We start from the raw sequence: 11,970 nt of genomic DNA on the forward strand, positions 1-11,970 counted from the left end.
CCGCACGGTTCGTCGTTCCTCTTTCAAAGTTGAGGAGGCTGCGAAGCGTGGCGCCTGCGCGCCCATCCGTGCGGGCAGTTAACCGATATCAAAGCGTGGGAATGGGGCGCCGCTGGAGGGTCAGGCGCGGCCCCTGAACAGCAGATCCTTGGGCAGACGCCGGCTCGGGCGCAGGACGATGACCAGCACGCCGGCGATGGCGATGGCAGCGCCGGCGAGCAGTTCGGTCGTCAGCGGTTCGCCCGCCAGCAGGGCGCCGAGCGCGACTGCCAGCAGCGGGTTCATCAGCGTCAGCGGCGCGACGACATTCACGTCGTGTCTGCCGAGGAGCCAGAAATAGACCGTGTGTGCGCCGACCGACACGACGAGCGCGGAGAAGAGCAGGACGCCGACGAAGTTCCAGCCGGCGTCGAGCGTGCGCGTGATCTGGCCCGACTCCGTCAGCAGCGAAATCGGGAGGAGCAGGAGCGCTCCGGAAAGCCCCGACCACGCCTGCAGCCGGAGCGGGGCGATATCGAGCTTCTTGAGCATGACGCTGCCGAGCGCGCCCGTGAGCGCCGAGACCGCCACGAATGCCAGGCCGAGGGACGCGGACAGCGCCCCCTGACCGACGAGCACGACCCCGATGCCGACCAGTGCCAGGACGATCCCGAGCGTTCGCCGCCAGCGCACAGTCTCCCCGAGGAGCACGATGGCGAACAGCACCGCGGCCGGCGCGCTCGCGAGGCTTACGATGGCGGCGGACGACGCGGTGGCGGTCCGCAGGCCGACGAACAGGAGCGCGAACGACGCTCCGCCAAGGAGGAGCGCGACCAGGACCGTCCTTCCGAGCGGGGAGGGGAGCGGGCGCAGCCATGGGAAGAGGACCGCGGCGACCAGCGCGGAGCGGACCGCGGCGAAGAAGACCGGCGGGAGGTCGAACGGCCCGACAGCGAACTTGCTCACCACGACGTTGAGCGCCCAGACGAGGCAAACCCCGAACAGGATCAGAAAATCGCGAACGGGCATCAGGCGGTGACGGGGCCTTCGAACGCGGCCCAGCGGCAGCCATAAGGCTCCAGCTCGAAGGCCTGTGTCCGCTCGACCGTGTCGCCCACGGCTTCAGCGCGCGAAGAGAAGATGATGCGCCCGCTTTCGCTCTGCGCGGAGGAGAGGTCGATCTCCGCCCGGGCCTTGCCGCCGGAGAGATTGTGCAATGTCAGCAGCGTGCGCCGCTGGTGCTCGTAGGCGATGGCGACGACCGCGCGGTGGCCGCTGTCCAGAACCTGCGGCGCGGCGCTGCCGATTTCCCGGCACCGCCGCCGCGTGCGCGTGAGCTTGCGGATCCAGTTCAGCAACGAATCGGAATCGAGATCCTGCACGGCGACGTTGACTTTCCTGTATCCGAACGGCCCCTTGCCGACCGGCTCGCGAACGGGCTGCGCCTGCGTGAATCCGGCGCCCCTGACATCCGACCATTGCATCGGCGTGCGAACCGCGTCCCGCCCGGCGAGGGAGAGGTCGTCGCCCATGCCGAGTTCGTCGCCATAGATGATCGCGGGAGACCCGGGCAAGGCGAACAGCAAGCTGTAGGCGAGCTTCAGTCGCTTCAGGTCCCCGTCCAGCATCGGCGCGAGCCGCCGACGGATACCGCGCCCGAAGATCTGCATGTCTTTCCTGGGTGCGAAGGCCGCGAAGACTTCCTCGCGCTGCTCGCTCGAAAGGCGCTCGAGATCGAGCTCGTCCAGGTTGCGCAGGAAGTTGATCCAGTGGCAGTCACGCGGGATCTTCGGCAGCAGCTCGAGCGCGAACCGGACCGGCTCCGCCTCTCTTCGCGCGAGGGCGAGGAAGAGGTAGTTCGTCATCAGAAAATTGAGCAGCGCGTGCAGTTCGTCGTCGTCTCCGAAGAAGGAGGCGATCTCGTCGGGGTTCTCGTCCGCCTCGCCGATCAGCATGGCGTCGACGGTCGTGGTGTCCACGAAGGAGCGGATCTGCTTCAGGACGTCGTGGCCGGCCTCCAGCGGCGCATCGGCGCGGCCTTTCGGCTCGACCATGTGCGACGCGGCGTCGACCCGGAAGCCGCTCGCGCCGCACTTCAGCCAGAAGCGCAGAATGCGGTCGATTTCGCTGCGCAGCGTAGGGTTGGTGTGGTTGAGGTCGGGCTGGAAGCTGTAGAAGCGGTGATAATACCACTTCCCGCTGACTTCGTCCCTGGCCCAGACACTGTCCTCCACCCCGGGGAAGATGGGGCCGTTCCCGGGCATGGGCGGTGCCGGTTCGTCGGACCAGACGTAGAAATCGTGCTCCTCGCTCGCGGGATCGTTCCGCGCCTTTTCGAACCACGGGTGTTCGTCGGAAGTATGGTTCAGCACGAGGTCGAGGACGACGCGAATGCCGCGCTCGTTGGCAAGGGTGATGAATTCGATCAAGCCGCCGAAGTCGCCCACGTTGGGGTCGACCGCGTAATAGTCGGAAACGTCGTAGCCGTTGTCCCGCCCGGGCGTGCGGAAGAACGGCATCAGCCATACGCAGTTGACGCCGAGGTCCTCGATATAGTCGAGCCGCTCGATCAGGCCGCGAAAGTCGCCGATCCCGTCGCCGTTGCCGTCCTGGAACAGGCCGACGTCGATGCCGTAGATGATCGCGTCCTTGTACCAAGGGTTCTGCGGGTCGGACATTCGTTCGTTCCTGTCAGTTGGCCCGGACGTTCGCCGGCAGCCGGGGAAGGACCTGCTCGCCGAACGCCGTCAGGAAGGCGCCCTGGTTGCCGCCGACGTTATGGAGGTAGAGTTCCTCGAAGCCGAGGTCGGCCACGTCCGCGATCGCCGCGACGAACCGGTCCGGATCGGAAGACATGATCACGTGGCCCTCGAGATCGTCGGCACCGAGGTCGCGCGTCGCCTCCTCGAACCCCTGCGGGCTGGGGCAGTTCTCCGCGATTGCGGGCTCGACCACGTTGAACCGCCAGTTGCGCAGCGCGAGCTCACGCGCCTCCGCTTCGGTCGGCGCCCACGACAGGTGCATCTGCAGGACGAGCCGCTTGCCGGCGCCCCCGCCGCGATGGAACGCCGCGACGATCTCGCGCAGTTGTTCGGACGGCATGTTCACGGTGATCAGGCCGTCGGCCCAACCGCCCAGCCATTCCGCAGTCTCGGCGCTGAGTGCGGCGCCAAGAAGCAGCGGGTGTGGACGGGCCGGCTGGGTGTAGAGGCGCGCGTCCTGCACGGGGATCGGGCGGTCGCGCGACACGGTCTCGCCGTTCCACAGCGCGCGGACGATCTGCGCGCCGGCTTCGAGGCGGCGGTTGCGCTCCGCTTTCGGAGGCCAGCCTCGGCCCACCACGGTCTCGTTCAGCGCTTCCCCGCTGCCGAGGCCCAACCAGCCGAGCCGACCGGGGAAGAGCCGCGACAGCGTCGCCCCGGCCTGCGCCACAATGGCGGGGTGGTATCGCCAGCCGCCCGGAACGGCGAGAGTGCCGAAAGGCACGCTCGTCGCCTGCATGGCCGCGCCGAGCCAGCTCCACGCGAAGCCGGACTGGCCCTGCAGATCGCTCCAGGGCTTGAAGTGATCGGAGGACATCACCGCGTCGAAACCGGCGTGCTCCGCCTCCCGCGCCAGATGGAGGAGGTCTTCCGGAGGGAACTGCTCGTGCGATGCGTGGTAACCGATCAGCACGCAGGTACCTCTTATTCGGCCGGCAAAGCGTAGGCGATCAGTTCATCGCCGATCGGCGTCTCCATGAAGTGATGGCCGCCCGCCATGACGACCACGTACTGGCGCCCGTTCGCCTCGTAGGTAATCGGCGTCGCCTGGCCGCCGGCGGGCAGCACGTCCTGCCACAGCGTCTCGCCGGTGCGCATGTCGATCGCGCGGAACAGGTTGTCGGTCGTCGCGGCGATGAAGATCAGCCCGCCGGCCGTGACCACGCTGCCGCCGTTGTTCGGCGTGCCGATCTCGAACGGCATCATCGAGGGGATGCCGAACGGCCCGTTACGCCGCGCCGAGCCGAGCGGGCGGTCCCAGATCGTCTCCCCGGTGCGCAGATCGATCGCGCGAATGCCGCCGTAGGGCGGTTCCTTGCACAGCAGGCCGGTGAACGGCAGGCGCCAGCCGGCGTTGACGTCGATCGCGTAAGGGGCGCCCATCTGCGGATCGCCGGCGCCCTCCGCGCCGCCGCCCATGTCCCCGCCGCGCGCCGCCCCGCGGGGAGCCCAGCCCATCTCGTCCGCCTCTTCGCGCGGGACGAGGCGGTTGTAGTTCGGCATGTCGTTGTAATTGGCGACGATCACGCCCCGGAGTGGATCGATCGCGATCCCGCCCCAGTCGGACCCGCCGTTGTAGCCCGGGTACTGGACCCAGCGCTGATCCGCAGTTGGCGGGGTATACATGCCCTTGTAGGACGCGCGCCGGAACTGGATGCGGCAGACCATCTGGTCGATCGGCGACATGCCCCACATGTCGCGCTCGTCGAGCTCCAGCCGCGCGAGCGTGTGGAACAGCGAGTAGGGCTGGGTCGGCGACCGCTGGGCAGGCTCGACGCCGCCTTGCGGCACCGGACGTTCCTCCACCGCCGTCAGCAGATTGCCGTTGCGGCGGTCGAGAACGTAGATGTCGCCCTGCTTGCTCGCGAGAACCACCGCGGGCACGCCGCCGGGTAGATCGATGAGCGTCGGCTGCGAGCCGAGGTCGTAGTCCCACACATCCTTGTGCACGGTCTGGAAATGCCAGGCGGGACGGCCGGTCTCCGCATCGAGGGCAACCAGCGAGGTCGCATACTCGTTCTCAGCCGGCAGGCGGTCGCTGCTCCAATAATCGCCGGCCGCGTTGCCCATCGGCAGGTAGACCAGGCCCAGCTCCTCGTCGGCGGCGGCCATGGTCCACATGTTCGGGGTTCCGCGGGTGTAGGTCTCGCCGTTCTCGGGTCGGCCCTGGCGATCCGGCGCGGTCATGTCCCACGCCCAGGCCAGTTCGCCCGTGACAGCGTCGAAGGCCTGGATCACGCCCGAAGGCGCGTCGAGCTTCTGGCCGTCGAGCACCTGATGCCCCGTAACGATGTTGCCGCGCACGACTACGGGCGGCGAGGTGATCGAGACCATGCCCGGCACCACCGGGCCCATGCCGGGCAGGATGCTGACCGAACCGTTGGTGCCGAAGTCCTGGCAGGGCCGTCCGGTCCGGGCATCGACGGCAATCAGCCGCGCATCCAGCGTGCCTTCGATGATCCGCCGGGCACAGGGTGCATCCGCCTCGGCGCTCGCGACTTCGTGGTATGCCACGCCGCGGCAGGCGGCGGTGTAGGGAATCCACTCGTCCGGGACCTGCGGATCATAGCGCCACCGCTCGTCGCCGGTCGCCGGGTCGAGCGCGATCAGGATGTTCTTGGCCGAGCAGAGATAGAGCGTGTCGCCGATCTTGAGCGGCGTGGTTTCCGCGCCGTAGCTGTTGTCCTTCATGTCCTCCGGGAGATCTCGCGTATGCGCGACCCAGGCCCGCTCGAGCCCGCCGACGTTGTCGGGCGTGATCTGCGTCAGCGGGGAATAGCGCTGCGCGCCTTGCGTGCCGCCATAGGCGACCCAGTCGCCTTCAGGCGCGATGAAGGTGCCGCCCGCGGCGTAGTTCGCGGCCGGAAGCTCGCGCACGGGGGAGGAAGATTCGTTGCGCGCGACGAGGAACGTGCCGGCGGCCATGACCGCGACGAATACGGCGGCTATCCCGAGCGCGCCCGGCCAGCCCAGTGGGCGCCGGCGCATCAATGGGGCGACGAGCACGACGAGAACCATCAGCACCGCGGGGCCGACGATACGTGGGACGAGGGCCCAGACATCCGCACCCGATTCCCAGAAGGCCCAGATCACCGTCCCGACGAAAACCAGAGCATAGAGCCACACGCCCATGACGTTGCGCAGGGCGATCAGGGTGCCGCTGGCGATAAGGGCAAGGCCTGCGATGAGGTAGTACGGAGAGCCGCCGAGAGAGAGCAGCCAGATGCCGCCCGCGGTCAGCACCAGGCCGATCAGCCCCAGAACGATGCCGAGCGCGACCGCAGCCCAGCCTCCGCGCCGTTCGGTCGAAGTGCTCTCGTTCGTATCATCCATGGATATTCCCCCAAGCGACGTCGCGGATGCGCCCGGACCCTGGGCGCCCGCGATCAAAATGGCTTCGACCGAGGCGGGGTTCCCCGCGGCGGGATAAAACCTCCTAACTTATGTTGGTTTATCCGGGTTTTCGGATCACGCGCGGGAACGCGGCGGCGGCGGATTCTATTGACGTATTTGAACTGGCAGGAGGTCGAGACGTGCATGTCCGCGGCGTGAGGAGACCGGCAGAATGACCCGGCGCATCGTGATCGGCATCGTGATCCTCGTCGCGGCGATAGTCGTCGGATGGATGCTGCTCCAGCCGATGGGGCGGCAGGACGACGGCACCTATCCTCCGCCCGACGCGGACTTCGGCTCGGTCGTCACGATCGCGGACGCCCGCATCGCTCTGCCGGCCACCGCAGGCGACCCCGCCGCGGTCCTGTTCGACATCACCAATCGCGGGCAGCGCACCGTCTTCCTGTCGGACGTGGTGGTCGAACATGGCGGGCGGGCGCAATTGACCGATCTCTCGCATCCCGACCCCAAGCCGCTCGACACCGTCGAGATCGAGCCGGGGCAAACGCTGCGTTTCGGCCCCGAAGCCGGTCGTGCAGTGCTGACGGATTATGACGAGTATGTCGTGCCCGGCGCCGCGGTCACGGTGGAGTTCACCTTCGGCAACGGGGAATCGCTGTCGGTTCGGGCCGCGGTCGAAGAAGCCCGGCAGGATAGAGGCGCAGAGGAAGGCTGAAGGCCGGCGCGGCCGCTAGCGGTCGTGCAGGGTGCGCAGCGCGAGCTCGCCGGTGCCGTAGAGATAGGAACCGTCGAATTCGCCCAGCCGCCGGATCAGCGCTTCGTCGAGGATCTCGATCCTGCCTTCGCCGCACGGCCGCAGCGCCCCGCGTTCGCGCAGCGTGCGGAAGCTGCGGTTGGCATGGACCGGCGTTATGCCGCATGCTTCCGCATAGTCGCGCTGCAGCAGCGGTATCGGCAGCACCCTGCCGTCGTAGAGCTCGACCAGGCGCAGTCGTTCGATCAGCTCCGCAATCAGATGTGCGATGCGCCCTTCGGCGTTGAGTCTGCCAAGTCCGAAGATCCACTCGCGGTGCATGGCCGCATCGAGCAGGGTGGAGAACCAGAGGGCCCGGCCGAGGTGCGGATAGGCGTCGATCAGTTCGGTAATCTTGCGGTGCGAGATCTGCGCAAGTGTCGCGCGAGTCAACGAGCCGACGTCGTGATCGAGACGCTTCATCGCATAGCCGTGCAGATCGACGAAATCGCCGGGAATGTGCACCGCCACCAGTTGCCGCTCTCCGCGCCGGTCGTCGATGTGCCGCAGCATCGTGCCTTCGACCAGGTAATAGCTGTGCTCGATCAGCTTGCCGCGCTCCACCAGCGTCGTGCGGGGGCGGATTTCGATCGTCCTGGCGACCGCGTTCTCAAGCGCACTCCGCTCTTCCTCGTTGAGGTCGTGGCGAAGACGTCCCTTGAGAAACAGTGCGGTAAGCAATTGTGGCCCCTCCTAGGTGAAGCCAGCGGATAAGCACAGGTTAAGAAGAGGGCTGTATCACCTATGTTAGCTGCTTGACGGATTTATATTTTTTGCCGCGACCCGCCTGCGCGCGGGATCAGCGCTCGAACGGGCCGATTGGTTCCTCCGACTACCGCACTCCGGTGCCCCTTCTAATCTAGGTGATTGAGAAGCCGTCCCTTCTTGGGGTCAGATTATCTCGCTTGAAGCATCGGCGTCTGCCGTCCGGCGCGCCGGGACGTTTCGAAGGAGAACCCCTATGTCGCTGCTCGATCGCATCGCCTCCACCGTCACCCCCGCGGCCTCGCATGAGGATCGCGCGGAAGCGCGGCGCAAGGTCGAAGGGCTCGCCGCGCATGAGCCGTGGGTGCGGCTGATCGTCGACCAGCACAAGCAGATCGAGAGCCGATTCAGCGAGGCGCGCAACGCCCCCGAGCCGCACACTGCGGCGCGGGCGGTGGAGGAGCTCGCTACGCTCCTGACCGGTCATGCCAATGCCGAGGAAGCGGTGCTCTATCCGGAAGTCGCCGAGTACAGCGGGAAGAGCCACGCAGCCATGGCTTACGAGGAGCATGCTATGACCAAGGTGCAACTCGCCAAGCTGCGAGACCTGAACCCGCAAGGGGAGGAATGGCGCGAGAAACTCGACCATATCGAAAGCGCCGTTCAGCAGCACGTCTACCAGGAAGAGGATAGCTGGCTGCCCGATCTCGCCGCGAATCTGCCGGCGGAGCGCAAGGACCTTCTCACGCGCCGCTACGAGGAGGAATTCAGCCGCTACTACGACAACGAAGCCGTGGGCCGCGGCGAACGGCTGCCCGAAGGTCTTTAGCAGGAGGCCGACGATGACCGGCGATGACAGCAGGAAACCAACCCAGGCGGTTCCGGAGGAAAGCGAGCGCCGCGGTACGCCCGACGGCGTCAACAGCCAGGCCGAACGGGGCGCGACAGGCGGCAGCGATGACGCCGCGCCATATCCCAATCCCCATTCGGGAAAGAGCGACGAGGAACGTGAGCACGTGGCCGACGGCCCGCTCTCGCACGGGGGACAGTCCGAAATCGGCTATCACGGATCGGGGCGGCTGGGCGAACGGAAGACGAAGCCGGAAGGCAATCTCAACGCCGGAGCAGGCGAGAACTCGTAGCCGCGCAGGCCCTGCGGAGAATGAACTACAACCGGGCTTCCTCCGTGCCTCGATTCGTATCAGGCTGCGATGACATTGATATGGCTGCCGATCTCGTCCGCAAAAACGGAGTGCGCCCGGCGAATCTGTTCGGCGTTGGCCATGCCGACCACGCGATCGTGGGCGTCGAGCAGCGGGATCGTGTCGAGCTTTCCGTCGACCATGGCCAGCAGGATGCTCTCGGGATCGTCGTCCGCGCGGCAGCACAGTGCCGGGGCGGTCATGAAATCACGGACGCGGGTGAGCCACCCGTCCAGACCTTCCGCGACCATGCGGATCACGATGTCGCGGTCGCTGATGGTGCCGACGAACTTGCCGTCCTGCGTCACCGGAAGAACTCGCGCGCCCGTGTCCCGCATCATCCGGGCTGCGGCCTCCAGCGTGTCGAGGTGTCTGAGGCAGGGCACATCCTGCGCGGCGGCGGGGGAAGGTCTCATCGGATGCTCCTCTCGGGGGGGAGGTATTTGAAACCTTGGGAAAAACTGCGCACTAAACTGCCTCAATAACGGGGAGGGAATCCGGTGAACGGTGGCTCGCGAGCGATGAATGCCTAGCGGTCGAGCGGTTCGGCCATGCGGCGCTGCATGGCGGCGACCACCTCGTCCGGCAGGATGTCGGCGAATGCCGTCCTGACCTTGTTCATGAACCCGGTCACCACCTGATCCTCGTCGTCCAGCATGGCCGCATATCCGGCTGCTGCGACGGTCGTGGGATCGGCCTTCTCCTGCCGGCCGATGCGGGTGTTCTCCATATGCGCGCGGCGGAAGAAGTTCGTTTCCGTGGCGCCCGGTTCGAGAACCGTAACCGAGACGCCGCTGCTGCGCAGCTCGTCCCGCAAGCCGATGCAGAAGTCGTTGAGGAACGCCTTGGTGGAATTGTAGACCAGCTGGAACGAGCCCGGAATGTGCCCTGCGATCGAGCCGGTGACCATGATCCGCCCGGCATCGCGATCGCGCATCCGCCGACCCACGATGTGGATGAGGCGAAGCGTGCCGGTGACGTTGGTGTTGATGATCTGAAGCGCGGTGTCCCAGTCCTCGTCCAGGAACGGTCCGTTCGCACCCTGTCCGGCATTGGCGAACAGGGCGGCGACGGGGCGGTCGCCGATCCGTTCGACCAGTGCGCTAACCCCTGCTTCCGTGCCGAGATCGCACTCCACGGTGTCGACCTCGTTGGCGCCCGCCGCGCGAACCTCGCGCGCAGCGGCGGAAAGGTCCCTGTCGGCAGCCAGCAACAGGTCCACTCCGTCGCGGGCCGCGCGTTTCGCAAGCTCCAGGCCGATCCCGCTCGACGCACCGGTGACGACGACCAGGCCCTCGAGCCTGTCGATCTTGCGGTTCACTGCCGTGTTTCCATGCCGGGTTTCAGCACGACTTTTGTCCAGGTGTTCTGCTCGTCGTGGAAGCAGCGATAGCCGCGCGGCGCTTCCTCGAGGGGCAGCGTGTGGCTGATGAGGAAGGTGGTATCGATCACCCCTTCCTCGATCATGGCAAGTAGCCGGTCGGTGTACCGCTGCACGTGGGTCTGCCCGGCGCGGACGGTGATGCCCTTTTCCATCAGGGCGCCGAGGGGAAACTTGTCGGTCATCCCGCCATAGACCCCCGGGACCGAGAGGCGTCCACCCGGGCGGACCGCGAGCAGCGCCTGCTTGAACACGCTCGCGCGGTCGGCGCCGATGCCGACCTTCTGCTTCACTACGTCGAGCATGTTGTCGATCGCGAAGCCGTGGGCTTCCATGCCGACCGCGTCGATCGCGGCATCGACGCCGATGCCGCCGGTCATTTCCATCAGGGCTTCGCGCACATGCGTTTCGCGGAAGTTGATCGTTTCCGCGCCGAGCTTGTGCGCAAGCTCCAGACGGTGCGGATAGTGATCGATGGCGATGACCCGGGCGGCGCCCATTGCCAGTGCCGACTGGACCGCGAACAGGCCGACCGGGCCGCAGCCCCACACCGCCACCGTATCGTCCGGCTGGATCTCCGCATTCTCCGCCGCCATCCATCCGGTGGGCAGGATGTCGGAGAGGAACAGGACCTTCTCGTCCTCCAGATGGTCGGGGACCACGATCGGCCCGACGTCGGAGAACGGCACACGGACGTATTCGGCCTGCCCCCCTGAATATCCTCCGGTCATGTGCGAGTAGCCGAACAGGCCCGCCATGGGATGGCCGTAGAGCATGGCCGAGGCGTCCTGCTTCTCGACCGGATTGGAGTTCTCGCACGCCGAATATTGTTCGATCCGGCAGTGGAAACAGCCGCCGCAGCTTATGGTGAAAGGCACCACCACGCGCTGTCCTATTTGCAAAGTGCTGGCGGGGCCTGTTTCGACGACTTCGCCCATGAACTCGTGGCCGAGGATGTCGCCCGCCATCATGCCGGGAATGACGCCGTCGTAGAGGTGGAGGTCCGATCCGCAGATTGCCGTGCTCGACACCTTGATGATGGCGTCGCGCGGATTGACGATCTCGGGATCATCGACGGTCTCGACCCGCACGTCCTTGGTGCCGTGCCACGTCAGCGCTCGCATCAGGCATTCTCCATCTTGGCCGCGCGCGTCGCATCCTTGCGGCGCGCCGAGGTGGCGATCTCGCCGGTTTCCATCAGCATCTTGAAGCGCTTGAGATCGTGCCGTGCCTGGACCTCCGGTTCGCGCCGGAGGAGCTTGGCGGCCGCGCGGCCGGCCTCTCCCATCGGCGGGACATAGGCGATGATCAGCCCGACCCGCGTGCCGCGCTGGCCCGGCGCATCTTCGAACGTCACCCGGCCTTCCGTATCGATGTCCGATCCTTCGACGGAGCGCCACGCGATCAGCTCGCCGTCGACTTCCCGTGCGATGCGGGTCTCGACCTGGACCGTCTGGCCCCCTGGGGCGCGGATGGTCCAGACCGAATGCCCCTCGGCGCCGGTCGGAGAAACCTCGTTCAGGTTCTCCATGAACTGCGCGAGATTGCCGAAGTTGCGCCAAAAAGCGAACAGCTCAGCCCGCGGCCGCGCAATCGTCACGCTCCGGCCGACGACTTCGTAGCGGCCGAAGTCGCGCCGGGCGGTGAAGCCGGGAGCGTCGTCGGCGGGGTGATCGTGATGCCGCCGCCGGTTCTGCTGCTTCGCCGCAAGGGCGATCGCGCCCGCGGCGAGCGCAATACCGGCGGCAAGCGCGCCGTGAGTTCGTCGGTGTGAAGTCATCGCCTGGATTCCCG

Annotated in this window: 12 protein-coding genes; 3 read left to right on the forward strand and 9 right to left on the reverse strand. The window is 66.8% G+C overall.

Annotation, left to right across the window (positions count from 1 at the left end; all coding sequences use genetic code 11):
- Nucleotides 1-120: 120 nt before the first annotated feature.
- The 4 genes from JNO53_RS07370 to JNO53_RS07385 are packed head-to-tail and all read right to left on the reverse strand — an operon-like array spanning nucleotide 121 to nucleotide 6,074.
- Nucleotides 121-1,008 carry a DMT family transporter gene (locus JNO53_RS07370; RefSeq protein ID WP_203109224.1) on the reverse strand — a complete coding sequence of 296 codons (888 nt, stop codon included), beginning with the start codon at nucleotides 1,006-1,008 and terminating at the stop codon, nucleotides 121-123.
- Entirely contained in the window at nucleotides 1,008-2,657 is a 1,650-nt protein-coding gene (locus JNO53_RS07375) for an alpha-amylase family protein (protein ID WP_203109226.1), read from the reverse strand. The genes JNO53_RS07370 and JNO53_RS07375 overlap by 1 nt, the downstream gene beginning before the upstream one ends.
- Nucleotides 2,658-2,670: 13 nt before the next feature.
- Nucleotides 2,671-3,654, reverse strand: coding sequence for a TIGR03885 family FMN-dependent LLM class oxidoreductase (locus tag JNO53_RS07380; protein WP_203109228.1), 984 nt, complete (start codon nucleotides 3,652-3,654; stop codon nucleotides 2,671-2,673).
- Nucleotides 3,655-3,665: 11 nt separating this feature from the next.
- Nucleotides 3,666-6,074 (reverse strand): membrane-bound PQQ-dependent dehydrogenase, glucose/quinate/shikimate family, encoded by a 2,409-nt coding sequence (locus tag JNO53_RS07385; RefSeq protein WP_203109230.1) that lies wholly within the window; start codon nucleotides 6,072-6,074, stop codon nucleotides 3,666-3,668.
- A gap of 232 nt (nucleotides 6,075-6,306) precedes the next feature.
- Between JNO53_RS07385 and JNO53_RS07390 the strand changes: the two genes are divergently transcribed.
- Nucleotides 6,307-6,810: a copper chaperone PCu(A)C gene (locus tag JNO53_RS07390; RefSeq protein ID WP_203109232.1), complete on the forward strand. Its 504-nt coding sequence runs from the start codon at nucleotides 6,307-6,309 to the stop codon at nucleotides 6,808-6,810.
- A gap of 15 nt (nucleotides 6,811-6,825) precedes the next feature.
- Here the strand turns inward: JNO53_RS07390 and JNO53_RS07395 are convergent, their stop codons facing one another.
- Nucleotides 6,826-7,569: a Crp/Fnr family transcriptional regulator gene (locus JNO53_RS07395; RefSeq protein ID WP_203109234.1), complete on the reverse strand. Its 744-nt coding sequence runs from the start codon at nucleotides 7,567-7,569 to the stop codon at nucleotides 6,826-6,828.
- A 280-nt stretch (nucleotides 7,570-7,849) separates the two neighbouring features.
- On the opposite strand from JNO53_RS07395, the gene JNO53_RS07400 reads away from it, so the two are divergent.
- On the forward strand, nucleotides 7,850-8,422 hold the full coding sequence (locus JNO53_RS07400) for a hemerythrin domain-containing protein (protein ID WP_203109235.1): 573 nt from the start codon (nucleotides 7,850-7,852) through the stop codon (nucleotides 8,420-8,422).
- Between the two features lie 13 nt (nucleotides 8,423-8,435).
- Nucleotides 8,436-8,735, forward strand: coding sequence for a hypothetical protein (locus tag JNO53_RS07405; RefSeq protein WP_203109238.1), 300 nt, complete (start codon nucleotides 8,436-8,438; stop codon nucleotides 8,733-8,735).
- Nucleotides 8,736-8,794: 59 nt separating this feature from the next.
- Here the strand turns inward: JNO53_RS07405 and JNO53_RS07410 are convergent, their stop codons facing one another.
- The 4 genes from JNO53_RS07410 to JNO53_RS07425 form a co-directional block, all read right to left on the reverse strand.
- On the reverse strand, nucleotides 8,795-9,211 hold the full coding sequence (locus JNO53_RS07410) for a CBS domain-containing protein (protein ID WP_203109240.1): 417 nt from the start codon (nucleotides 9,209-9,211) through the stop codon (nucleotides 8,795-8,797).
- A gap of 113 nt (nucleotides 9,212-9,324) precedes the next feature.
- On the reverse strand, nucleotides 9,325-10,116 hold the full coding sequence (locus JNO53_RS07415) for an SDR family NAD(P)-dependent oxidoreductase (protein WP_203109242.1): 792 nt from the start codon (nucleotides 10,114-10,116) through the stop codon (nucleotides 9,325-9,327).
- The gene (locus tag JNO53_RS07420; RefSeq protein WP_203109244.1) at nucleotides 10,113-11,300 is read right to left on the reverse strand and encodes a zinc-dependent alcohol dehydrogenase; all 1,188 of its coding nucleotides are present in this window, start codon (nucleotides 11,298-11,300) and stop codon (nucleotides 10,113-10,115) included. Before JNO53_RS07420 ends, JNO53_RS07415 begins: the two co-directional genes overlap by 4 nt.
- On the reverse strand, nucleotides 11,300-11,956 hold the full coding sequence (locus JNO53_RS07425; RefSeq protein ID WP_203109246.1) for an SRPBCC family protein: 657 nt from the start codon (nucleotides 11,954-11,956) through the stop codon (nucleotides 11,300-11,302). Before JNO53_RS07425 ends, JNO53_RS07420 begins: the two co-directional genes overlap by 1 nt.
- Nucleotides 11,957-11,970 lie beyond the last annotated feature (14 nt).

The organism is Altererythrobacter sp. C41 (genome assembly GCF_016803135.1).
In the GTDB taxonomy this organism is placed as follows: Bacteria; Pseudomonadota; Alphaproteobacteria; order Sphingomonadales; family Sphingomonadaceae; genus Pelagerythrobacter.

What these genes read in the sequence shown, in the direction of transcription:
- JNO53_RS07410 (WP_203109240.1), bottom strand. Translation starts at nt 9,211, where the DNA reads ATGAGACCTTCCCCCGCCGCCGCGCAGGATGTGCCCTGCCTCAGACAC.
- JNO53_RS07390 (WP_203109232.1), top strand. Translation starts at nt 6,307, where the DNA reads ATGACCCGGCGCATCGTGATCGGCATCGTGATCCTCGTCGCGGCGATA.
- JNO53_RS07375 (WP_203109226.1), bottom strand. Translation starts at nt 2,657, where the DNA reads ATGTCCGACCCGCAGAACCCTTGGTACAAGGACGCGATCATCTACGGC.
- JNO53_RS07420 (WP_203109244.1), bottom strand. Translation starts at nt 11,300, where the DNA reads ATGCGAGCGCTGACGTGGCACGGCACCAAGGACGTGCGGGTCGAGACC.
- JNO53_RS07425 (WP_203109246.1), bottom strand. Translation starts at nt 11,956, where the DNA reads ATGACTTCACACCGACGAACTCACGGCGCGCTTGCCGCCGGTATTGCG.
- JNO53_RS07385 (WP_203109230.1), bottom strand. Translation starts at nt 6,074, where the DNA reads ATGGATGATACGAACGAGAGCACTTCGACCGAACGGCGCGGAGGCTGG.
- JNO53_RS07370 (WP_203109224.1), bottom strand. Translation starts at nt 1,008, where the DNA reads ATGCCCGTTCGCGATTTTCTGATCCTGTTCGGGGTTTGCCTCGTCTGG.
- JNO53_RS07400 (WP_203109235.1), top strand. Translation starts at nt 7,850, where the DNA reads ATGTCGCTGCTCGATCGCATCGCCTCCACCGTCACCCCCGCGGCCTCG.
- JNO53_RS07405 (WP_203109238.1), top strand. Translation starts at nt 8,436, where the DNA reads ATGACCGGCGATGACAGCAGGAAACCAACCCAGGCGGTTCCGGAGGAA.